Consider the following 20,775-nt stretch of genomic DNA (forward strand, 5'->3'; position numbering starts at 1 on the left):
TAGTGTAATACAGTGCGTCTTCTGCACTACGCTGCGCTCGTTCCGAGCGCAGCCTAAAGCGGGATGTTGCCGTGCTTGCGTGCCGGGCGGGCCACATTCTTGTCCGTGAAGAAGCGCAGATTCTTGGCGATTGCACTGCGGGTTTCAGAGGGGAGAATGACGGCGTCGATAAGCCCGCGCTCCGCTGCCTTATACGGGTTGAGCATGTGGTCTTCATACTCACGCTCGAAGGACTTGGTCAGCTCAGCTACGTCGAGGCCCTTTTCGTGGGCAGCCTTGATCTCCTTGCGGTAGATAAAACCGACGGCGCCGGCAGCGCCCATGACCGCGATCTGGGCGGTGGGCCAGGCCAGGTTGACGTCCGCTCCCAGTCCCTTGGAGCCCATCACACAGTAAGCGCCGCCGTAGGCCTTGCGCAGGGTGACGGTGATCTTCGGAACGGTGGCTTCGGCGTAGGCGTAGAGCAGCTTGGCGCCGCGGCGCAGGATGCCATCGTGTTCCTGGTCGGCGCCGGGGAGGAAGCCGGGGACGTCGACCAGCATGATGATCGGGATATTAAAGGCATCGCAGGTGCGCACGAAGCGCGCGGCCTTCTCTGAAGAATTGATGTCGAGGCAGCCGGCGAAGACCTGGGGCTGGTTGGCCACGAACCCTACGGTGCGCCCTTCGATGCGGCCGAAGGCGGTGACCACGTTATCGGCGCGGTCGGCTTGGATCTCCAGGAAATCGCCGTCATCGGTGAGAGCCTCGATGATCTCCTTGACGTCATAGGGCTGGTTCGGGGAATCCGGGATGATGCTATCCAGCACGAGGTCGTCGACGGTTTCTTCGCCCAGCTCCTCGTAGGGCTCAACCGGGGTCAGCTGGCGGTTATTGGAGGGTAGGTAGGTCAGTAGGTCGTGTACCCAATCGAGCGCTTCCTCGTCGCTAGAAGCGGTGTAGTGCGAGGTGCCGGACTTGTGCATGTGGACGCCGGCGCCGCCGAGTTCTTCCTGGCTGACTTCTTCACCGGTGACGGTCTTGATGACGTCGGGCCCGGTGACGAACATCTTGGACTTCTCATCCACCATCACCACGAAGTCGGTCAGTGCGGGGGAGTAGGCGTTGCCGCCGGCGCAAGCACCCATGATGACGGAGATTTGTGGGACGACGCCGGAGGCCTTGACGTTCTGGTAGAAGGTCTTGGCAATCCAGTCCAGGGACACGGCGCCATCCTGGATGCGGGCGCCGGCGCCCTCGTACAGTCCGATGAGCGGGCGGCCGGTGGTGATGGACAGCTCCATGATCTTGATCATCTTCTCGCCGTAGACTTCGCCGAGGGCGCCGCCGAAGACGGTTCCGTCCTGGGAGAAGATGCAGACCTCGCGGCCGTCGATGGTTCCCCAACCGGTGACGATGCCATCGGTCAGCGGGCGCTTCTTGCCCATCCCGAAGTCCGTGGTGCGGTGCACGGCGAGCATGTCGGTCTCCACGAAGGAGCCTTCATCGAGGAGGTAGTCCAAGCGCTCCCGGGCTGTGAGGCGGCCCTGGGCGTGGACCTTGTCGTGGGCTTTTGCACCCATGGGCTGCGCCGCTGCTTCGCGACGCCTCTTCAGTTCAGCGATCTTGCCTGCGGTGGTGTCGGCGCTCAGGGAGTCAAGCTCCGACAAATGTGAGGAAATAGTCATGTTTCGACAGTGTAGAGAAGTTTTGTATAGGAATGTATAGCGGCGATCGGGTGATTTCTCTCACAATTGACGTTTGTGCAGGTAGATGGGGCGGGAAAAGTGAGGGTTTTCTCGCATACGGCGTGTTGGGTGCATGCTAACCGTCCTTGCCACCTTGCTCAGTTCCAAGGGCGCTGTGCAGGCGAGCAACGTGCAGGGCAATGTAGGCGAGCTCATTGTCATTAATGGCATGACCTTGACCTTCCAATTTGGAACGAACTAGACGAGCAATGCGCACTGCTGCAGCATCATCGTGTTCGATAGCCGCAAGCATGGAGTGCAATGGTGCGTCAGCTTCCCGGCTCGGGGAATGTAAACGTGCGAAGAGATACCGCAGGTGCGTAACGAATCGTGTGACCGTGGGGGAGCTGGGGCGAAGGTGGCACTGAAGCTCGGAAGAGACCAAGTCGAGAAGAGCAGAGATTTCCTTCGTGGTGTTTTCTGCCTTGGTCATATCCCCATCCACAAACTGGGCGTTGATGAAATGCATCGCTACGGCGGCGGCTTCATCGCGGGCTAGACGGACGCTAGTGGCTTTCTCTACTTGGTCGAGGAGCTTTAATCCCAGCTCAAATTCCTCTGGGTACAAAGTGGATACTTCCCACATCAATGGGTAGCTGAATTCGATTCCGCTTTCTTCGCGTTCGATTGCGAAAGAAATATGATCTGCTAGGCCTAAAACTAAAAGCTGTGTTTCGCTGACCTGAGAGTGCGTGTTTACGAAATTTACAACAAGATTGACTATGTCTAGCGGGAGATCAGAGAGTAGTGCGGTGAGGTTTGCGATGGGGTGAGCGGAGCTTGGGCGGAATACTTGCTCCACAGCATCATCCTGGATTTCATCGCCAAGCTTTCGACCGAAACCAATCCCCTTGCCCAAGCAGATAGCTTGAGTACCTTGTGCGTCGGTACAGAGCACAGCGTTGTTGTTAAGTGCGCGGATGACATCCATAGATTTAGGGTACAGGGCACGGTAACGCAGACTTGAAAGGTGCAGTCGTACGTGACCGTGCCCTGTCTTAGGAGGTGAGATTGTTAGAGCTCAGCTCCGTTGGAAGCTATGACATTTCGGTACCACTCGAAAGAATCCTTCTTTGAGCGGGACAGAGTGCCATTGCCCTCATTATCGCGATCGACGTGGATCATTCCGTAGCGCTTCTTCATTTCACCGGTGGTGAAGGAAACTAGGTCGATGATTCCCCATGGGGTGTAGCCCAGGAGATCGATGCCGTCTTCGAGGACGGCCTCCTTTACTGCCGCGATGTGGTTTCGCAGATAGTCGATGCGGGCCTCATCGTGGATGGAACCATCGGCTTCCGCGTTATCGACCGCACCGAAGCCGTTTTCCACAATGAAAAGTGGCTTTTGGTAGCGGTTGTAAAGGGAATTGAGGGAGTAGCGCAGCCCTTGTGGATCGATTGGCCAGCCCCAATCAGAGGACTTGATATACGGATTGTCTACTGAATTGGGCAATCCGCCGTTGACCGAGGAACCAGCGTCGGCCACTGCATCGTGTTTAACGGTGTTGGACATGTAGTAGGAGAACCCGAGGTAGTCGACGGTGCCGTTGCGGAGAATCTCGTCGTCGCCTTCTTGGAATCCTGGGTTAATTCCCTCTCGCTCAAATTTCTTCAGAGCATAGGCCGGGTAAGAGCCGCGGATTTGTACATCGGGGAAGAAGTATCGATCGCGGCTAGCAATTTCGGCGGCCATGATGTCTGAGGGATTGCAGCTGTACGGGTACACCGGGACCATGGCAACCATGGCGCCGATCTGTAGGTCGGGATTGATCTCGTGTCCTACTGCTACGGCACGTGCGGAGGCGAGCAGGCAGTTGTGCGCGGTTTGGTACAGCACCTGCTGGGGGTTTTCACCTTCGGCGATGGTCACGCCCGAGTTGGTCCAAAGGAAAAGCGGGTTATCCACATTCATTTGGTTGTTGATCTCGTTGAAGGTCATCCAGTACTTGACCTTCTTGTGGTAGCGCTCGAAGCATACTCGTGCGAAGCGCTCAAAGAATTCCACGAGCTTGCGGTTACGGAAACCGCCGTATTCACGAGCGAGGTGAAGGGGAATCTCGAAGTGGCTTAATGTGATGACGGGCTCGATACCGTACTTAAGAAGCTCGTCGAAGACCTCGTCATAGAACTTGAGTCCTTCTTCATTGGGCTCAAGCTCATCGCCTTGCGGGAAAACCCTGGACCAGGCAATTGACGTGCGGAAGCATTTGAGTCCCATTTCTGCGAAAAGTTTGATGTCTTCGCGGAAGCGACCGTAGAAATCGATTGCTTCGTGGTTGGGGTAGAACTCGTTGGCTTCGATGGTTTCGGTGACGCGGCGGGGAACTCCGTGGGCACCAGCGGTGAGGACGTCGACGACGGAGGGGCCTTTACCGCCCTTGTTCCAGCCGCCTTCGAATTGGTGTGCAGCAACAGCGCCACCCCAGAGGAAATCCGGATTGAGTGACGTGGTCATTTACTTGGCTCCTTCTGCTTGAGTCTGGTTCGAGGACTTGGCTTCAACGGCCATGAGCTCGTTTCCATGAGTGGTACGGGTTGATGGATGGATGATGACATCAGCGAATTTCTTCGTATTCGTGATGATTACTGGCGTAGTGAGTGAAAAGCCGGCTTGGGTAATCGATTGAGCATCAAATTCAACCAATAAGTCTCCTTCTTCGACGCGCTGTCCCTTTGTAACGTGACTGGTGAATGGCTTTCCCTTGAGCGCGACCGTGTCTAGGCCGATGTGGACCAGAACTTCAACGCCGTCATCTGAAATGATCCCTACAGCGTGTTTGGATGGAAGGACTGTCGCAACAGTGCCATCGAAGGGCGCGTAAACCTTGTTGTCGGTCGGTTCTACGGCCACGCCCTCGCCCATGGTGCCCTGTGCAAAGACCGGATCGTCCACCTCGTTAAGAGCGAGAACTGTGCCAGTCACAGGGCTTGAGATGTGGAAGACGGTCTCTTTTTGGGAGAGCTGGTTGTGGTATTCAGCGGATGCGGCATCGGAGTCGGGGGAGCTGTCGGTTGCTTCGGCAGGGGCCTCGGCGAGCACATCCGTGAAACCAACAAAGTAGACGCCGATGACGGCTCCGAAGAATGCTACAGCGCAGCCAATAATCTCTCCCATGAGCGAGTTCGTTCCAGGTTCGTAGGCATTCATGATGGTGAGCACGCCAGGTAGTCCTGCATAGACGTATTGCAGGGAACCGAAGAGGGACACCACAATGGCGCCTGCCGCACCCGCGACACAGCCCACAATGAATGGCTTCTTTAGGCGGAGTGTAACGCCATAAATAGCGGGTTCAGTGATGCCGAAGACGCCGGTCAGGGAAGCGGATGCGGCGACCTTCTTCATTTCGGGGCTGCGAGACTTGAGGAAGACTCCGAAGGCCGCTCCAACCTGAGCAATCACCGCAGCGGTCTGGAAGGCCTGGAAGGGGTCTGAGCCATACTGTTCAAAGTTCGCGAGGACCATTGGGGTAACGCCCCAGTGCACACCAAAAATGACGATTACCTGCCAGAAACCACCTACCATGGCTGCGGCGACAGGGGGAGCAACATCGACCAACCAGTTGAAACCGTCTGCAATGAGAATTGCGCCCTGGTTGGATAGAGGGCCAATAATCAGAACAGTGAGTGGCACGGCGATGATGAGGCAGAACAGCGGGGTAAACAGCTGCGTGATGACCTCAGGTAGGTGCTTCCGGAAAAACCTTTCGAGGTAAGACAATCCCCACACGACGAAAAGGGGTGGAAGCACAGTTGAGGTGTATGTGGTCTCGCTCAATCCAAAACCGAAAAGCGAAATGTGTTCGCCCTCGGCCACACGTGAGGCAATGTCGGCCATTTCTGGGGCGACGAGAGCGCCAACGGCGGCGACAGAGATGAATGTGTTGGTCTTGAAGAATTGCGAGGCGGTGATCGCGATGAGGATGGGGAGGAAAGTAAAAGGCGCCCAGCTCATGAGCGAGAAAATCTCGTATGTACCTGTCTCACCAAACTCCGGCCAGGCGGCAGTGATGAGGATGAGCGCACCTTGGATAAGGCCCGCTGCGGCGAGTACGTAAATGAAGGGGGCAAAAACCGCCGACATCATAGCGATGATGCGGTTCATGAGGGTGGGTTTATTGTCCTCGTCATCAATCTGCTGTTCATTAGGATCGATTCCTAGCTGATCAATGGCAGCTTCGTAGACCTCTCCCACGCGGTTGCCGATGACGATTTGGAACTGCCCTCCCTTCTCGACGGTTGTGATGACGCCGGGCAGATTTTCAATCTTGGTGTGGGCGTCTTCGGGAGTGCTCTTCAGGACGAGGCGCAGGCGAGTGGCGCACCGAGCAATTCCTGTGATGTTAGATGGCCCGCCGACCAGAGTGATGATGTCGTGGGCAAGCTTTGGATAATCACGTACCGGGGCGGTCATGATGTCCTCACTTTCGTTCTTAGGCTTTCGAAAAGTCCCAAAACGAAAAAGACTCGCGAGAGCAATGAAGCTGAAGTCCCTTTCGTTAAAGGGGGATTCCGCTTCAGGTTCTTGCCTCTTGCGAGTAACAGGCCTGATAGCCGATATGTGAAACTATAGCCCCTCTTGTGGCAGGGCACAAGAGGGGCTAGTTGTGATGTGGATTAAGCGGCTTTATCTGGAGCGTCGGCTAGCCAGCCGAGGTTGTAAAGGAAGAGTTCAACCTCTGTGAGATCCTCTTCGCTGGGAAAGGAGTTGGTCAGCGCCGCGTAGGACTCTTCGATGTCGGTGCGGGTGGCTGGGACGAGGCCGTGCTTGTGCAGATCTTCGGCGATCTGCGATACCAGCGGCGCCGGGTGCACCGTGTCAAGGTTGATTCCGGTGGCACTCTTGAATTCGTTAGTGATGGCGGAAAGGAATCCGGTCAGGGTATTCATTTGGCTCACCTCTCTATTTCTTGTCGTAATGATGCGGCCGTCCGCATCATGGGGTTAAACCAACTATATAGGTAAAGTTCTCTAAAAGCTAGCTTTCGTTCACGGCGAGTTAACTTTCAGTTAACCTAGCGCGAAATATGAGGTGAGAAACGAGCGCCTTTTAAGCCTCAATGGGCAGCCAGGCGTAGCCATAGGGCCCGAGCTCCACAGGGCCTAGGTCGACGGTCTGATCCGTGAAGTTATGGAGGCACAACAACTCAGCGCGCTGGAATCCCAGAACGCCCGTCTGACCGGTTTCCACGGCTTCGAAAGGTGCGGTGCCGAGTTCCGGATGTGCCTTACGCTGCTGGATTAGACCGCGGAGGCGGTGGAGGAGCGAGGAGTCGTCGGCAAGCTGTTCTTTCACTGAGACCCCTACGCCGCCGACGATGGGACGGCGCGGGTGAGCGGATGTAGTGAAACCTGCGCCCTCACCGGGCTCCCATTGCATGGGCGTGCGCACGGCATCGCGGTCGGGCAATTCGGGGGCATCGTTCATACCAATCTCATCGCCGTAATACAGGAAGGGCGCACCCGGCAGAGTCATGAGAAGTGAATAAAAAAGCTCAATCTTGCGGTAATCATTGCCCAACAGTGGCGCGAGGCGCCGCGCGATGCCCACGTGGGCGCGCATCTGCTCATCCGGCAGGTAGTGCTCGTACATGATGGCGCGCTGGTCCTCGTCGACCATTTCTAGGGTCAGCTCGTCGTGGTTGCGCAGGAAGGTGCCCCACTGACAACCCTGGGGAAGCTCCGGAAGCTCCGCCATGATGTCGTAGACCGGTGTGGCGTCCCCCAGCGCGAGGGCTTGGTAAAGCCGCGGCATCACTGGGAAGTTGAACACCATGTGGAAGCGATTGCCCGTGCCATAAAACTCCATGGTTTCTTCGGGCGGCTGGTTAGCCTCCGCGATCATGATGGCCTCGGGGTAATTCTCGTCGATGAAGGCGCGGACCTTCTCCACAAACTCGACCGTCTCCGGCAGAGACTCGCCGCCCACCCCATCACGCTCGTACAGGTAGGCGATGGCATCGAGGCGGAAGCCGTCCACGCCCTTATCTAGCCAGAAGGAAAGAATCTTGAATACTTCCTCGTGGACCTTCGGGTTGTCGTAGTTTAGGTCCGGCTGGTGTGAGTAGAAGCGGTGGAAGTAGTACTGCTTGCGCTCCGGGTCCCATGCCCAATTCGAGGTTTCCGTATCGGTGAAGATAATGCGGATCTCGGGGTAGCGCAGGGGATCATCGCCCCACACGTAATAGTCGCCGTAAGGGCCTTCCGGATCGGTGCGGGAGGCCTGGAACCACGGATGATCGGTAGAGGTGTGGTTGAAAGCCAAATCCGTCATGAGGCGCATGCCACGAGCGTGAAGTTCGGTGACGAGCTCGTCAAAGTCTTCCATCGTGCCGTAGTCAGGGTGAATGGAGTAGTAGTCGGCGATGTCATAGCCGTCATCGCGCAGCGGGGAGGGATAGAAGGGGGAGAGCCACAGGCAGTCCACTCCGAGCCACTTGAGGTAATCCAGCTTCTCAATAACTCCACGTAGCGTGCCAACGCCTTCGCCGTGGGTGTCCTTGTACGAGCCCACGAGGGCCTGGTAGAAAATGGCGTTATCGTGCCAGGTCATCGGAGATCCTTCCGTTTGGCCCGCCACAGCAGAAACTCCGCCAGGCACAGCGCGCCCGCCAGGAGCCCCGGCCAGATGGCGGGGGAGGGGTGAAAAAGATTGAGGACTGCTTGCACCAGCGCCAGGAAGGCAAAGAAGCCAACGAATCCCAGCGCGGTGTCCCATAGCAGTTCACGGCGCATTAAGCCTTGACACCTCCGGCGGTGAGGCCGGCGACGATGCGGTGCTGGAAGATGAGCACCATGATGATGAGCGGAACCGTTACCAGCGCGCCCGCGGCCATGGTGGCGGCATAGGGGTACTCGAAGGCCGAGGGGCCCGAGAAACGCGCGATAGCCACGGTCACCGGCTCAGTAGCAGTGGTGGATAGCTGCTTGGCCAGCATGAACTCGTTCCACGTTGTGATGAAAGCGATGATGGCGGTGGTAAACAGCGCGGGCGCGGCCAGGGGCAGGAGCACGAGGCGGAAAGCTTGACCGCGGGAAGCGCCGTCCACGCGGGCAGCTTCCTCCAGCTCCCAGGGCAGCTGACGGAAGAAGCTCAGCAGTGTGTAGACAGTCAGGGGCAGCGCGAAGGAGATATTCGGAATGATCATCGCGCGGTAGGTGCCAATCCACTCGAGGTTGCCAAAGAGCTGGAAGAGCGGGGTCACCAACGCGATGGCCGGGAACATCGAGGCGGCCAGGATGATGCCGGTGACGATACCTTTTCCAGGGAAGTCGTAGCGAGCTAGCGCATAGGCGGTGAACACGCCGATGAGGACTGCGACAGCGGTCGTGGCTAGGGAGATAAGCAAAGAGTTCCCCAGTGCGTTGAGGAAGTCATTGCCCTTGTCTGTTGCCAGTGCATCCCGGAAGTTGTCCAAGGTCACGTGCGTGGGCCACGGGGTGGTGTCGAAGGTATGGGACTTGTGCCGCAAGGCGGTGACAACCATCCAGTAGAAGGGCGCGAGCCCCCAGAACATGATGAAGAGGATGCCGAGGTAGTGGCCAAGCTTTTTCATGACTTCTTCTCCTTCTTCTGGCGAGCAGTACCGGAGATATCAGCGCCGAGGAAACGGACGAGGATGAACGCGACGGTGAAGATAAGCAGGAAGATGAGTGTGGACAGCGCGGAGGCTGAGTTGAAGTGGCCCTGGCGCATGTCTTCCACCACCAGCTGGGAAATGGTGGCCGTCGGCGCGTTGGAGGAAGCGGAGATCATGATGACCGGCAGGTCGTACATACGCAGCGCATCCAGCGTGCGGAAGAGGATGGCCACCATGAGTGCTGGCCGCACCAGTGGCAGGGTGATGGTGAAGAAGGTTTGGATACGCGAGGCGCCGTCCACGCGTGCTGCGTCATAGACATCGCGCGGAATCATCTGCAGGCCTGCCAGGATGAGCAGTGCCATGAACGGGGCGGTCTTCCACACATCAGCGATAATCACCGCGAGGCGGGCATAGAACGGGTCCGTGGTCCATGCGATGCGCGAGCCGATGAGCGCGTTAACGATGCCATCCGGTGCAAACATGAACTGCCATAGCTTCGCGGTGACTGCGGTGGGAATGGCCCAGGGAACCAGCACCGCCGCGCGCACGAGGCCGCGACCGCGGTATTCGCCGTTCATCACCAGCGCCATGAACATGCCCAAAATCGTTTCCAGGGTCACCGTGACCACGGTGAAAAAGAGCGTGATCTTAAGTGCCGGCCAGAAATCAGTAGCGATGACGCCATCCGGGCACGTGCTGGCCTGGCCGGTGGCAGACATGCAGCGATTAGTGATCCAGTACAGGTAGTTCTCGAGGCCTGCGAATGCGCCTTCCTCGAATACACCCGTGGTCGGGTTAAGCCGCTTGTTGCCCTGGAAGGACAACATCACAGCGCGCACGATGGGATAGCCGATGACCACGGCCAGCGCTATCAGCGCCGGCGCGATGAGCGCAGCAACGCGCAGATACTGTCTGCGGGGCTGCGCGGTAGGCGGTGCTCCAGCCATGCGGTGCCTGCCTTTCTGATTTATAGGGGAGGGGGTTATCGGGGGTTGGGGAAAATCATAGCGGGTGGCGTAGACATCCTCTGGACATCCTCTGCGCGCGAGCACCTTGATGCCCATTGGTTTAAATCCAGATCAAAGAAGGAGGCGCGGGCAAGTCACGTGGACTTACTCGCGCCCCCATTTCACGCTGGGAAGATTAACCCTGGGAGGCTGCCTCGATGGCGGCCTTCATGTCCTTCGTAGCGTCATCGACGGACTTGTCAGCGGTCAGAGCCGCGTAGGCGTTATCCTGCACGGCCTTGGAGATGGCGGTGTAGAACGGGGAGACCGGACGCGGCGCGGCGTTCTCCAGGGATTCCTTCAGAGCCGGAAGGTACGGGAACTCCTCGACGAGGGACTCATCGTCGTAGATGGAGGCCAGCACCGGCGGGAAGGAAGCCTCAGCGAAGGACTTCTGGTTCTCCTCGTTGATGATGAACTTCATGAAATCCAGGGCCGTAGCCTTGTGCTCGGAGTTGATGTTGATGCCGTTGTTGTAGCCACCGAGGGTGGAGACACCGACTCCGTCCTTGCCCACCAGCGGCTGGACCTCAAACTTCACGCCAGCCTCTTCGGAATTGGTGTACATGTACGGCCAGTTGATGGCAAAAGCGGTCTTGCCCTCAGTGAAAGCGAGGTTGGTCTCCTCCTCCGTTGTGGCGGTGGAGTCCTTGGAGATGGTGCCGTCTTCGTAGGCGTCGACAAGCGCCTGCAGGCCTTCCTTGGCCTCGTCGGAGTCAACAGCGATGTTGCCCTCATCATCCAAGATGGAGCCGCCCCAGCCCTCGATGAAGCCGGCGGTGTTGACGGTGAGGCCCTCGTACTGCTTGAGCTGCGTGGTCAGGCAGGAAGCATCATCCTTGAGAGCCTCGCAGGCAGAAGCGATGTCTGCGAACTTCTCCGGAGCCTTGTCCGCCAACTCAGTGTTGCGGAAGAGCAGCTGGCCGTTGGTGTTCTGCGGCAGCGCGTAGAGGGTGTCGTTGTAGGTGGCGGACTCCACGGTGGGCTCCAGCAGTCCGGAGGTGTCCACCTCAAGGTCACCGGTTAGCGGTGCCAGCCACTGGTTAGCGGCGAAGTCCGCGGTCCAGACCACGTCCAGCGCCATGACGTCGTAGTCGGAGTTGCCCGCCTGCAGGGACTGCACGAGGGTCTCGCGCTGAGCGTCGGCCTCGCCGGCGAGCTCCTTGAGCTCGACCTTCTCATCTGGGTGCTCGGCGTTCCATGCCTCGATGATGGGCGTGATCTTGTCGGTATCGTTTTTGCCCATGGCGAAGGTGATGGGGCCGCGGCCGTCACCATCAGTCGAGGAGGCATCGGAGCCAGTGCTTGACGACGATCCCTCGTCGCTCGAGGAGCAACCCGCCAAGGTCAGTGCGAGTGCAGCGGTGGTGACGACAACGCCGCGGCGGACAGAACGCAGCGAGCTGGGGAGGAAGGGCTTCTTCATTGAATATTCACCTTTCGGAAAACTTCTGATGACTACAAAATAGGGGATCATCCCCACACTGCACGTGGTTTTGGCTTTTAATTCACTTCAAACGGGGGTGAAATCACCCCTGTCCGTGGTGTTTCTTAAGCCTCAATACGCTGGCCGGTCTCCGGATCGAAGCGGTGAGCCTCGCGGGGGTTAAAGGTCAGCACGACGTTCTCACCACGCTGCGGAACGTTGTCGCTCGCGCGGGCGACGAAGCGCTGCTCGCCCACCATGACGTAGACGAAGGACTCAGAGCCCAGCTCTTCCACGAACTCCACCGTGCCTTGGAAGCCAATCGGCCCCTTATTGATGAACATTTTTTCCGGGCGAACGCCGACGCGTCCGCCGTTGTAGTCGAAGATGTTCATCGCGGGGGAACCGATGAAACCGGCGACGAATTCGTTAGCGGGAGCGTCGTAGAGCTCGCGCGGTGGCGCGACTTGCTGCAGAACACCGTCCTTGAGCACGGCCACGCGGTCACCCATGGTCATGGCCTCCACCTGGTCGTGGGTGACGTAGACAGTGGTGGTGCCGAGACGCTGTTGGAGGCTGGCCAGCTCCGCGCGGGTTTGCACGCGCAGCTTAGCGTCGAGGTTAGACAGGGGCTCATCCATGAGGAAGGCCTTCGGCTCGCGCACGATGGCGCGGCCCATGGCCACGCGCTGACGCTGACCACCGGAGAGGTCTTTGGGCTTGCGCTGCAGGTACTCCGTCAGCCCAAGGGTCTTCGCTGCTTCTTCTACTTTGGCTTTGATTTCAGCCTTGGGCATCTTGGCCAGCTTGAGGGCGAAGCCCATGTTCTGGGCAACGGTGAGGTGCGGGTAGAGCGCGTAGTTCTGGAAGACCATGGCGATATCGCGATCGCCTGGCTCAAGGCCCGTGACGTCTTTGCCGTCAATAAGGATGCGGCCGCTGGAGACCGGCTCCAGCCCCGCGAGGGCGCGCAGGGTGGTGGACTTACCGCAGCCGGACGGGCCGACGAGGACTAGAAACTCGCCGTCCGCAATCTCGAGATTGAGGTCTTTGACCGTGGGCTTCTCGGCACGGGGATAGGTGATGCCGACGTTCTCAAAAGTGACCTTTGCCATGGATTCACACTAGCACCTGGCGGTGCGTGCATTAGGCTGGAATTTGTTATGAAGAAGTTCGCTCCATTCCTCGCGCTGCTCTTGGTCGGTTGCTCCAGTACGGAATCCGCGGAGTCCTTTGCGCCACTGACAACCGTTTCTACTGGGACTGCTGATGCGTCTTCAGCGCCTTCGGAGACTACGACGGAGTCATTGACCTCCACTACCAAATCTTCTTCGGAAGAGCCTTCCCCGACGATGCCCTCGAAGGAGTCCGCGACATCGCCGACGACTTCGGCTGCAGAGACGCAGCGCGATACCGTGTTCCGCGCTATTTTTGCCGATACTGTCGACGCGTCTGACGTCCGCTCGCAGTTGGTGGACAATGGCCACGTGAATCGCTCCACCATGCGTGCCAGCATGAAGGGGATGGGCCTGGATGTCTCGGATTCGGAATTGCAAGAGTACGGCGAGTGGGTTTGTGAATGGGTTACCCCAGCAACTCGCTATGTGCTGGTGACTGAAGGGAAGCCGGACAGCCTTGGGGCACAAGACCGCGCTGATTACGACAAGTTGATCGGGGATACTGTTTCTTTCCTGGCAGATACGCGGCAGATCACCGTCACGCCTGAGCAGGTCACCCATGCGTTGCCGCAGGCTGTGCTGACTACCTGTCTTGACGATGCTACTGCCCGCACAATTCTGGCCAATCCGGATTACTTTTAGTTACTTCGAGGCGGCAGTGATCCGGCGGGTAACCTAGGGTGCATGACTGCACTTGATATGGACCGAATCCGCGAGGCGCTGAGCGAAGACTTCGCTGTTATCGATTACACCGAGTCCACTGGCTCCACCAATACCGATCTCATGCAGGCCGGCAAGGTGGCTGATGGCACCGTTTTGCTGGCCAATGAGCAGGTTGCCGGTAAGGGCCGATTGGGCCGTCAGTGGGTGAGCCCGGCTGGCTCGCAGCTCATCTTTTCCGTTCTCATCCTTCCGGATTCGCTGGATCACCTCGGTACTTTGCCGCTAGCTGCCGGCTTGGCCGTGACTGATTCCGTAGAGGGTGCGGTACTCAAGTGGCCGAATGACGTGCACATCGATGGTAAGAAGCTGTGCGGCATCCTCGCCGAGGCCGGTCCAGTGGGCGAGGCCTTCAAATCTGCTCCGAAGACGGAAGTTTCCAAGGCTGAAATCAACAAGGCCGAGGTGAACAAAGCCGAGATCAACAAGGCAGAGATCAACAAAGCAGAGATTAATAAGGCAGAGATCAACAAAGCCGAGGTCAGTAAAGCTGAAATCGCCCCCAAGACCCAGTCTGCGAACCCGCCTTCAGCCCGCGTGGTCGTGGGCATGGGCATCAACGTCACCCTGACCCGCGAGGAACTGCCCATCGAGGCCGCGACATCGCTCGCGCTCGAAGGCCTTGATACCGACCGCACGCAGCTGGCGATTACCGTGCTGAAGAACCTGCGTCGCCGCATTACCCAGTGGGAGCAGCAGGACCCACAGCTTTTGGCTGATTACCGTAAGGTGTGTTCTTCCATCGGGCAGGGAGTCCGCCTCGAAGCCCCGGCCGGCGACGTCATCGGCACCGTCGAGGGCGTGGCCGATGATGGCCGCATCAACGTCGGCGGCGAGTATTACTCCGCGGGTGATGTCATCCACCTTCGCCCGGCTGATAATTAGTCGCCCGCGCTGCGTGGCGTCTAAGCGTCGACCGGCGAGGCCCCATAGAAGACGCCGTGCTCGACACATGGCGCTATTCAAAAGGCGTCTGTCAGAAGGCATTAGTCAAAAGGTGTCTTTGGGGGCAAAGACACCTTTTGGACGCCTCCACATGGCGTTTTCAGGGGCAAAGACGCCTTTTGACTGACGCCTTTTAGGAAATGCCATGTGCGAAGCCTTGGCTGGGCCTGCAAGGCCTAGGACGTGACGTCCTCTTGCCTGGACAGCGGGAGCAGGGAGGTACCATGAGCCCCATGAACCTCATGCAGATGGGCCGCGGCGAGGTTGTGCGCGCGGATATGACCGCCCCCTTTCGGACGCTGCTCTTTCCTTTTTTAGAGCTCATCGTGATTACCGGGGTGTGCTGGATTGCCATCGGCTGGTGTGACTATAACGGCATGGACCTGGCGCTTCGCAATGGCTTAGTAGCTTTATGGGCCCTGCTTGCTGCCTGGCGCTTCATCGGTCCCTTGGTGAAAGCCCGCCGTAAGCGCTTCATCGTGACCAACCTGCGCGTCATCGCTCGCGAAGGCAAACGCGTTGATTCGATCCCGCTCACGGATATCCGTGGTGCGCGCCGCCGTCGCGGCGGGATTTCGCTGGCACTCCACGGATACGAGAAGCCGATGTATTTCCCATCCATCCCCAAAGCCAAGCGCGTCGAGGATATCCTCAACGAGCAACCGGTCTGGGGTTAGTCCTTAATCTCCGTCGTGTGTAGCTGCTGGTCCAAGTCATTAGGGGCCAGGTTGGCGGAGCGGAACTCGTGGGTCAGCGGCAAGCGCAGATCCAGGTCCGTGCCAGGGCAGAGCTCAATGGTGGCCTCATCCACCGTGTAGTCCAGCACGTGTCCGCCGGAGGTCCGCGCAGCGTCAATAAAGTGCACGTGGCAGCCCGGCACCGAAATGCCTTTTTCAAAGACCGGTGTGCGGAAACCACCGATGATGCCTTCGACGTTTTCAAAGCGCAGTTCCTTATCGCCGCCCACGGCCTGCGCCATCGGCGGATAAGGCTTGCTCTGCTTGACCACCGTGCGGGTAACCACGTTGCTGAAGCGTCCGGTGATTCGCACCGCGTACATGTAGTTGGCGGAAGGCTCGACTTCATCGATGAAGGCCGAAAGCTCCTCGCGCTTCAATCCCTTGGGCGCGGCCACCTTAATACGGGGGACGAAGTTCGTGGCCACCGCGAAGGGGGTTCCCTGGTCCAAGTCCGCTACCGTCGCGGTGCCATCGCCGCGTAGCTGGTAGCACACGCCGTCGAGGATAATCATCTCCCCATCCAGCGCATCGAAGGTGCCGATGCCAAAATTGCCTTTGCCCAAGAGCTCGCCGATGGTCATTTCGCCGTCGTAAATGCCATCCAACAGCGCGGTCATGAGGGAGTTCTGAAAGATGGTATGCCGGACGATCATGGCCCCAAGGCTAGTATTGAAAGGGTGAGTGAACAACACAAACCCCTCGTTACTGTTTATGGAGACGGCCAGCTTGCACGCATGATGCAGCCGGCCGCCGCAGAGCTCGACATCAGCTTGCGCGTGCTGGCCTCCGCGCCAGACAAGTCCGCCGCACAGGTGATCCCGGATGTGGTGCTCGGTGACTACCACGATCTCGACGTGCTCACCGCCGCCGCGGAAGGCGCGGATGCAATTACCTTTGAGCACGAGCACGTCCCGACGGAGCACGTCGAGCGTCTTATCGCCGACGGCCTCAACGTCCAGCCCCAGCCTTCCGCTCTCCTCTACGCGCAGGACAAACTGTTCATGCGCGAGAAGCTGGCCGAGCTGGGCGCCCCAGTGCCGCGCTTTGCCGCTATTGAATCGGTGGAGGATGCGCGGGATTTCGCCGCGCTTGTCGACGGTCACGTGTGCCTCAAAGCCCGCCGCGGCGGCTACGACGGTCATGGCGTGTGGTTCCCGTCAGCGGAGGAGCTGGAGCCGCTGGTAGAAGAGCTTCTCGCCGCTGGTACTCCGCTTATGGCTGAGGAAAAAGTTTCCCTTACTCGCGAGCTGTCCGTGCTCGTCGCCCGCCGCCCCTCCGGCGAGGTCAAAGCCTGGCCGGTCACCGAGTCGGTGCAGCGAGACGGCATCTGCGCCGAGGCTTTTGCCCCAGCCCCGAACTTGTCGGCAGCGCTCGCGGAGCGCGCCATGCAGGTGGGCATCAAGGTAGCCACCGAGCTGGGCGTTACGGGTGTGCTGGCAGTGGAGCTTTTCGCTTTTGCCACGAAGCAAGACGCCGGCTGCATCATCGCGTCCGCTTCAGGCGCGCCGGGAGCGGTTGTGGAAGAAGATATTGCGGTCAACGAGCTGGCCATGCGCCCGCACAACACCGGCCACTGGACGCAGGATGGCTGCGTGACCTCGCAGTTCGAGCAGCACCTGCGCGCCGTGCTGGACCTGCCGCTGGGCTCCACCGCGCCGTTGGCGCCCGTAACGGTCATGGCCAATGTGCTGGGGGCTGAGGAGGATCCGCAGATGCCCATGCCGCAGCGCGTCCGTGAAGTCATGGAGCGCTACCCGCAGGCGAAGATCCACCTCTACGGTAAGGACCACCAGCCGGGTCGCAAGATCGGCCACGTCAACGTCGTTGGTGAGGACGTGGAGGAAACGCGCCGCATCGCCCACGATGCCGCCCACTTCCTCGTCCACGCGCAGTGGGCGTAAGCCCACTGCGCACTCTTAAGCCCACAGCGCACTCTTCAGACCACTGCGCACTCTTAAGCCCGCAGCGAGCTTAAACGCTAGTAAAGAAGGAGATTTTTCATGGAACCACTCGTCGGACTGATCATGGGATCCGATTCCGATTGGCCCACCGTCAAGCCCGCAGCCGAAGTGCTCGCCGAGTTCGGCGTGCCCTTTGAGGTGGGCGTCGTCAGTGCGCACCGCACCCCAGAAAAGATGCTGGCTTATGCCAAGTCTGCCCACGAGCGCGGGCTCAAGGCCATCATCGCCTGTGCCGGTGGTGCGGCCCACCTGCCAGGCATGGTTGCCGCGGCCACGCCGCTGCCGGTCATCGGCATCCCGCGCGCGTTGAAGGATCTCGATGGTCTCGATTCACTGCTGTCCATCGTGCAGATGCCGGGTGGGGTGCCGGTGGCAACCGTATCCATCGGCGGTGCGAAGAATGCGGGCCTGCTTGCCGTGCGCATCCTCTCCGCGGGCGACCCAGCACTGGTGGAGAAGATGGCGGCCTACCAAGAGAACATGGCCGCCGAAGTAGAAAAGAAGGATGAGAACCTGCGTTCCCAGCTCCTCGGCGAATAAGACGCGGCTTTAACCGGGCAACTCGCTTGTCAGATCCGGGTAGGAGGCCTGGGCGCCGGAGCCCGTGACGGTAAAGGCCCCGACCCGCGCGGCGAAGCGCGCGGCATCCACCAGCGAATCGCCGTCCAACAAGCGGGCACACAGCGCGCCGGCGAAGGCATCGCCCGCGCCGGTCGTATCGACGGCGGTGACGCGTGGGGAGGGAACGTCGATAAGCTCGGCCCCCTCGGCCACAAGCGCCCCGCGCGCGCCCAGCGTGAGAACCACCGAGGCAAAGCCTGCCTCCCTTAAGCGCTGCGCTAGCTCCGCTGGCGCGCCCTGGCCGCTCAACCCCAGCTGCTCGAGGATGAGCCCGGCCTCGTGCTCATTGGCCAGCAGCGGGTCGGCGCGCAGGAGCGCTTCCTTTTCCACCTCGATGACCGGTGCGAGGTTGACCACGACCCGACCTTTGGCCAGCTCGATTGCCTTGGCAAAGCCCGCTGGCGGTATCTCACCTTGGAGCAAAATGAGCTCCGATGCGGTGATGGGGGAGGAGTGCGTGGTGACGAATGAATCGCTGACAAGCGCATTAGCACCCGGCACCACGATGATGGTGTTTTCACCCTGCTTATCTACGGTGATGACGGCTAAACCTGTTACCTCTTCGCTGGCCTCGACGTGCGTGAGGTCCACGCCGCTGGCCTGCAAGTAGTGCATCGCAGGCGCGGCATAAGCATCGCTGCCCACCGCGCCGACGAAGCTCACCTGCGCACCCAGCTGGGCAGCCGCGACCGCCTGGTTTGCTCCTTTGCCACCCGCGGTGATGGCGCCGCCGTGCCCCAAGAGGGTTTCGCCCGGTTGGGGATGCCGCGCGGCGTGGACCACGAGGTCAGCGTTGATGGAACCAACTACGCACATGCTCATGCTGCCCAGTATGCACGCTAAGCTAGCGGGCATGCAGTTTCCGCTTCTGGTGTTGGGCGCGCGCGTCGAGGGCGGCGAGCCTGGTCCGCTGCTGTGTAGCCGGTTGGACCGAGCGGTGGTGTTGTCTCGCCTGTTGCCGGAGGAGCCGATCATCGTCTCCGGCTTCGGGGAGGCGGAGCCGATGGCGCGCTACCTCATCGAGCGGGGCGTTAATCCGGAGCGGATTCTCCTCGAACCACTCGCTACCAGCACCAACGAGAACCTCGAGCGCGCCCATGCGCTGTGCCCGGAATACACCTATTTCCGCGTTGTGACCAATGACTTCCACGTGCTGCGCACCCGCATGTGGGCCGGGCACCTAGGGATTCGCGTTCACATGCACGGCGTGCGGACCCCGCGGAAAGACCGCTGGTGGATCTACCTGCGCGAGGTGGTGGCGACGCCGCATTCGCTGCTGCGCATTGTGTGGCGGCGGGTGGTGGCTAGGCGCCGAAGAACATGAGCACGATGGCAATCATCCAAATGACAAACCAGTGGCGCTTTTGCGGAGTGGTCGGGTTGGCCTTCTGCTGCAGCGACTTGAGGAAGTACCACGTTCCAGGCAAGGCGAAGCCGATGCCCATGGCTACATCGCCATCAGTAATTCCGGTGAAGCCTACGAGGACCGAAAACAGACTCAAAAGCCCTTTGAACAGGGAGAAGCTGTGGACCGTGCCGCCCGGTGAGTGCTGTTCAAGGGAATAGTCCTGCATCGGCGCCGGTGGGTAGGCGCGCTCAGGCTCAGCGAAAGGTTCAGCAGAAGGCTCCGCGGCCGGATCCGCGAAATGCTCTGCAGAAGGATTCGCAGAAGGCGCCGCGTAGGATTCGCGCGCGGGCTCCGCGAAGGGATTAGCCCCGCGGCCGTTGATTGGCTTGGCCGGCTCCTCGAAAGGGTTGGAGTCAAAGGGATTGCTCATGCGATTCACACTAGGCCACTAGTACACCGAACCCCGAATTAGAGCTTGGCCAGCGTCTTCCGGATGCCTTCTTTCAGCGTTGCCCGTGATTGCTTCATCGGATGCGCAATCGCCCGCAGGCCCATATATGCAATTTGGTCCGCTGCGCGGTTCAGCGGGTCACCCGCATGCCCCATCACCCGACGGATGGTCACCGCGCAGACTCCCTCCACGTCATTCCACGCTTGCTGGAAGCGCGAGCGCGAGCCGGAAGACAGCCCCCGCCACACCCCGCGCGAGCGCATCGCCTTCGAGCCCTTCTGCCGAATCTGTTCCACCGCTTCTAATGCAGCGACGGAGTCTGACTCGATGATCGCCTTGGTTGCCCCGACTTTGAGCAGGTATTTCAACGCCAGGGTGAGGGATTCGAGCTCAAGCTCATCGGTGCTGGCCGTCGTCTTGCGCGTGCGCAACCGGTAGTCACCATTGCTGGCCACGAAGCACATGGAGCCCTTAAACACCGTGTCCGAGGAGGCATCCGTGGCGATGCGCACGGTGGCGTCTATGGGCCACGAGGAGGCTGTCGAGAAGTTCGGCCACCAGTGCGCCTCCGGCGTTTCCACCTTGACGACCTGCTTCTTGCGTGGGGCCTCGCCTTCTTTCTTCGCGCGGCGCGCGGTGATCCCGGCCTGCTTGCGTCGCACGGAGCTAGCGCTTTTCGACGCCCTATTCTCCTCCGCAAAACTCCCCGTCACGGTATAGCCGCGTTCCTCCAACGCGGCCCGCAGCGCCGCCTGTCGGCGGCCGGTGACTATCCACTTGCGGCCCCGAATATTCTTCGTGGCCTTCTCCAATTCGCGGACGGCTACCTCAACGATATCGCCCTTCCGGATCTGGCCCTTGCGCACGAAGCGCGTTTTCTTGGTGTTAACGGCGATGACCCAACCGTCAATCGTGCCGTTCTCGGCGGAATCCCAGCGCTCATCCCACAGTGCAATAGCCACGTGCACGGGTGCTGAGATCATGTCCTTGGTGATCTTGCGCGTGCCGTAGGTGCGCGACTGCGTGCCCGTCAGGGCGGAGAGCTCGAGTGGTTCCATAGCTCTACTAGTAA

Annotated in this window: 21 protein-coding genes; 6 read left to right on the forward strand and 15 right to left on the reverse strand. The window is 59.7% G+C overall.

The window, feature by feature from the left end:
• Nucleotides 1–53: 53 nt before the first annotated feature.
• The 11 genes from HMPREF2943_RS04295 to HMPREF2943_RS04345 form a co-directional block, all read right to left on the reverse strand.
• Nucleotides 54–1,667, reverse strand: a complete 1,614-nt coding sequence (locus HMPREF2943_RS04295) for an acyl-CoA carboxylase subunit beta (RefSeq protein ID WP_070521352.1) — start codon at nt 1,665–1,667, stop codon at nt 54–56.
• 136 nt (nt 1,668–1,803) lie between these two features.
• Nucleotides 1,804–2,658 (reverse strand): PRD domain-containing protein, encoded by an 855-nt coding sequence (locus HMPREF2943_RS04300; RefSeq protein ID WP_070710885.1) that lies wholly within the window; start codon nt 2,656–2,658, stop codon nt 1,804–1,806.
• A gap of 83 nt (nt 2,659–2,741) precedes the next feature.
• Nucleotides 2,742–4,181 (reverse strand): 6-phospho-beta-glucosidase, encoded by a 1,440-nt coding sequence (locus HMPREF2943_RS04305; RefSeq protein ID WP_070710886.1) that lies wholly within the window; start codon nt 4,179–4,181, stop codon nt 2,742–2,744.
• On the reverse strand, nt 4,182–6,137 hold the full coding sequence (locus tag HMPREF2943_RS04310) for a beta-glucoside-specific PTS transporter subunit IIABC (RefSeq protein ID WP_070446365.1): 1,956 nt from the start codon (nt 6,135–6,137) through the stop codon (nt 4,182–4,184).
• Nucleotides 6,138–6,340: 203 nt separating this feature from the next.
• Nucleotides 6,341–6,613, reverse strand: a complete 273-nt coding sequence (locus HMPREF2943_RS04315; RefSeq protein WP_070446363.1) for a hypothetical protein — start codon at nt 6,611–6,613, stop codon at nt 6,341–6,343.
• 160 nt (nt 6,614–6,773) lie between these two features.
• Nucleotides 6,774–8,276, reverse strand: a complete 1,503-nt coding sequence (gene treS, locus HMPREF2943_RS04320; protein ID WP_070710887.1) for a maltose alpha-D-glucosyltransferase — start codon at nt 8,274–8,276, stop codon at nt 6,774–6,776.
• Nucleotides 8,273–8,458, reverse strand: coding sequence for a hypothetical protein (locus HMPREF2943_RS04325; RefSeq protein ID WP_070446358.1), 186 nt, complete (start codon nt 8,456–8,458; stop codon nt 8,273–8,275). The genes treS and HMPREF2943_RS04325 overlap by 4 nt, the downstream gene beginning before the upstream one ends.
• Nucleotides 8,458–9,279 carry a carbohydrate ABC transporter permease gene (locus tag HMPREF2943_RS04330; protein ID WP_070446356.1) on the reverse strand — a complete coding sequence of 274 codons (822 nt, stop codon included), beginning with the start codon at nt 9,277–9,279 and terminating at the stop codon, nt 8,458–8,460. Before HMPREF2943_RS04330 ends, HMPREF2943_RS04325 begins: the two co-directional genes overlap by 1 nt.
• Nucleotides 9,276–10,253 carry a carbohydrate ABC transporter permease gene (locus HMPREF2943_RS04335; protein WP_070710888.1) on the reverse strand — a complete coding sequence of 326 codons (978 nt, stop codon included), beginning with the start codon at nt 10,251–10,253 and terminating at the stop codon, nt 9,276–9,278. The genes HMPREF2943_RS04330 and HMPREF2943_RS04335 overlap by 4 nt, the downstream gene beginning before the upstream one ends.
• 196 nt (nt 10,254–10,449) lie before the next feature.
• On the reverse strand, nt 10,450–11,739 hold the full coding sequence (locus HMPREF2943_RS04340) for an ABC transporter substrate-binding protein (protein WP_070446352.1): 1,290 nt from the start codon (nt 11,737–11,739) through the stop codon (nt 10,450–10,452).
• A gap of 125 nt (nt 11,740–11,864) precedes the next feature.
• Nucleotides 11,865–12,854, reverse strand: a complete 990-nt coding sequence (locus HMPREF2943_RS04345) for an ABC transporter ATP-binding protein (RefSeq protein ID WP_070446350.1) — start codon at nt 12,852–12,854, stop codon at nt 11,865–11,867.
• A 48-nt stretch (nt 12,855–12,902) separates the two neighbouring features.
• On the opposite strand from HMPREF2943_RS04345, the gene HMPREF2943_RS04350 reads away from it, so the two are divergent.
• The 3 genes from HMPREF2943_RS04350 to HMPREF2943_RS04360 all read left to right on the forward strand — a co-directional run bounded on the left by HMPREF2943_RS04350 (nt 12,903) and on the right by HMPREF2943_RS04360 (nt 15,259).
• Nucleotides 12,903–13,559: a hypothetical protein gene (locus HMPREF2943_RS04350; protein WP_246817265.1), complete on the forward strand. Its 657-nt coding sequence runs from the start codon at nt 12,903–12,905 to the stop codon at nt 13,557–13,559.
• Between the two features lie 42 nt (nt 13,560–13,601).
• On the forward strand, nt 13,602–14,522 hold the full coding sequence (locus tag HMPREF2943_RS04355; protein WP_070710889.1) for a biotin--[acetyl-CoA-carboxylase] ligase: 921 nt from the start codon (nt 13,602–13,604) through the stop codon (nt 14,520–14,522).
• 293 nt (nt 14,523–14,815) lie between these two features.
• Entirely contained in the window at nt 14,816–15,259 is a 444-nt protein-coding gene (locus HMPREF2943_RS04360; protein WP_070710890.1) for a hypothetical protein, read from the forward strand.
• On the opposite strand, the gene budA is transcribed toward HMPREF2943_RS04360, so the two are convergent.
• On the reverse strand, nt 15,256–15,975 hold the full coding sequence (gene budA / locus HMPREF2943_RS04365) for an acetolactate decarboxylase (protein WP_070710891.1): 720 nt from the start codon (nt 15,973–15,975) through the stop codon (nt 15,256–15,258). The genes HMPREF2943_RS04360 and budA overlap by 4 nt on opposite strands.
• On the opposite strand from budA, the gene HMPREF2943_RS04370 reads away from it, so the two are divergent.
• Both HMPREF2943_RS04370 and purE read left to right on the forward strand, forming a co-directional pair.
• A complete protein-coding gene (locus HMPREF2943_RS04370; RefSeq protein ID WP_083315643.1) occupies nt 15,961–17,223 on the forward strand; it encodes a 5-(carboxyamino)imidazole ribonucleotide synthase in 1,263 nt (420 codons plus the stop codon). The genes budA and HMPREF2943_RS04370 overlap by 15 nt on opposite strands.
• 99 nt (nt 17,224–17,322) lie before the next feature.
• Nucleotides 17,323–17,823, forward strand: coding sequence for a 5-(carboxyamino)imidazole ribonucleotide mutase (gene purE / locus HMPREF2943_RS04375; protein ID WP_046647007.1), 501 nt, complete (start codon nt 17,323–17,325; stop codon nt 17,821–17,823).
• Nucleotides 17,824–17,832: 9 nt separating this feature from the next.
• Here purE and HMPREF2943_RS04380 read toward each other — a convergent pair whose 3' ends face one another.
• Nucleotides 17,833–18,726 (reverse strand): ribokinase, encoded by an 894-nt coding sequence (locus HMPREF2943_RS04380; protein ID WP_070710893.1) that lies wholly within the window; start codon nt 18,724–18,726, stop codon nt 17,833–17,835.
• Between the two features lie 31 nt (nt 18,727–18,757).
• Here HMPREF2943_RS04380 and HMPREF2943_RS04385 point away from each other — a divergent pair, with 31 nt between their 5' ends.
• Nucleotides 18,758–19,228: a YdcF family protein gene (locus HMPREF2943_RS04385; protein WP_070710934.1), complete on the forward strand. Its 471-nt coding sequence runs from the start codon at nt 18,758–18,760 to the stop codon at nt 19,226–19,228.
• Here the strand turns inward: HMPREF2943_RS04385 and HMPREF2943_RS04390 are convergent.
• Together HMPREF2943_RS04390 and HMPREF2943_RS04395 are read right to left on the reverse strand one after the other, a co-directional pair.
• Nucleotides 19,209–19,682 (reverse strand): hypothetical protein, encoded by a 474-nt coding sequence (locus HMPREF2943_RS04390; RefSeq protein WP_070710894.1) that lies wholly within the window; start codon nt 19,680–19,682, stop codon nt 19,209–19,211. The genes HMPREF2943_RS04385 and HMPREF2943_RS04390 overlap by 20 nt on opposite strands.
• A 38-nt stretch (nt 19,683–19,720) precedes the next feature.
• Nucleotides 19,721–20,761, reverse strand: a complete 1,041-nt coding sequence (locus HMPREF2943_RS04395) for an RNase H family protein (protein WP_070710895.1) — start codon at nt 20,759–20,761, stop codon at nt 19,721–19,723.
• Nucleotides 20,762–20,775: the final 14 nt, after the last annotated feature.

It is taken from the genome of Corynebacterium sp. HMSC072D12 (assembly GCF_001813925.1).
GTDB classification, from domain to species: Bacteria; Actinomycetota; Actinomycetes; order Mycobacteriales; family Mycobacteriaceae; genus Corynebacterium; species Corynebacterium aurimucosum.

Bases quoted from the DNA above. Each gene is read 5' to 3' on its own strand.
- HMPREF2943_RS04370 (WP_083315643.1), top strand. From the start codon at position 15,961: ATGCCGGACGATCATGGCCCCAAGGCTAGTATTGAAAGGGTGAGTGAA.
- HMPREF2943_RS04310 (WP_070446365.1), bottom strand. From the start codon at position 6,137: ATGACCGCCCCGGTACGTGATTATCCAAAGCTTGCCCACGACATCATC.
- HMPREF2943_RS04295 (WP_070521352.1), bottom strand. From the start codon at position 1,667: ATGACTATTTCCTCACATTTGTCGGAGCTTGACTCCCTGAGCGCCGAC.
- HMPREF2943_RS04300 (WP_070710885.1), bottom strand. From the start codon at position 2,658: ATGGATGTCATCCGCGCACTTAACAACAACGCTGTGCTCTGTACCGAC.
- HMPREF2943_RS04350 (WP_246817265.1), top strand. From the start codon at position 12,903: ATGAAGAAGTTCGCTCCATTCCTCGCGCTGCTCTTGGTCGGTTGCTCC.
- HMPREF2943_RS04340 (WP_070446352.1), bottom strand. From the start codon at position 11,739: ATGAAGAAGCCCTTCCTCCCCAGCTCGCTGCGTTCTGTCCGCCGCGGC.
- HMPREF2943_RS04305 (WP_070710886.1), bottom strand. From the start codon at position 4,181: ATGACCACGTCACTCAATCCGGATTTCCTCTGGGGTGGCGCTGTTGCT.
- HMPREF2943_RS04380 (WP_070710893.1), bottom strand. From the start codon at position 18,726: ATGAGCATGTGCGTAGTTGGTTCCATCAACGCTGACCTCGTGGTCCAC.
- HMPREF2943_RS04395 (WP_070710895.1), bottom strand. From the start codon at position 20,761: ATGGAACCACTCGAGCTCTCCGCCCTGACGGGCACGCAGTCGCGCACC.
- HMPREF2943_RS04390 (WP_070710894.1), bottom strand. From the start codon at position 19,682: ATGAGCAATCCCTTTGACTCCAACCCTTTCGAGGAGCCGGCCAAGCCA.
- HMPREF2943_RS04355 (WP_070710889.1), top strand. From the start codon at position 13,602: ATGACTGCACTTGATATGGACCGAATCCGCGAGGCGCTGAGCGAAGAC.
- HMPREF2943_RS04345 (WP_070446350.1), bottom strand. From the start codon at position 12,854: ATGGCAAAGGTCACTTTTGAGAACGTCGGCATCACCTATCCCCGTGCC.
- HMPREF2943_RS04315 (WP_070446363.1), bottom strand. From the start codon at position 6,613: ATGAATACCCTGACCGGATTCCTTTCCGCCATCACTAACGAATTCAAG.
- HMPREF2943_RS04325 (WP_070446358.1), bottom strand. From the start codon at position 8,458: ATGCGCCGTGAACTGCTATGGGACACCGCGCTGGGATTCGTTGGCTTC.
- budA (WP_070710891.1), bottom strand. From the start codon at position 15,975: ATGATCGTCCGGCATACCATCTTTCAGAACTCCCTCATGACCGCGCTG.
- HMPREF2943_RS04385 (WP_070710934.1), top strand. From the start codon at position 18,758: ATGCAGTTTCCGCTTCTGGTGTTGGGCGCGCGCGTCGAGGGCGGCGAG.
- purE (WP_046647007.1), top strand. From the start codon at position 17,323: ATGGAACCACTCGTCGGACTGATCATGGGATCCGATTCCGATTGGCCC.
- HMPREF2943_RS04360 (WP_070710890.1), top strand. From the start codon at position 14,816: ATGAACCTCATGCAGATGGGCCGCGGCGAGGTTGTGCGCGCGGATATG.
- treS (WP_070710887.1), bottom strand. From the start codon at position 8,276: ATGACCTGGCACGATAACGCCATTTTCTACCAGGCCCTCGTGGGCTCG.
- HMPREF2943_RS04335 (WP_070710888.1), bottom strand. From the start codon at position 10,253: ATGGCTGGAGCACCGCCTACCGCGCAGCCCCGCAGACAGTATCTGCGC.
- HMPREF2943_RS04330 (WP_070446356.1), bottom strand. From the start codon at position 9,279: ATGAAAAAGCTTGGCCACTACCTCGGCATCCTCTTCATCATGTTCTGG.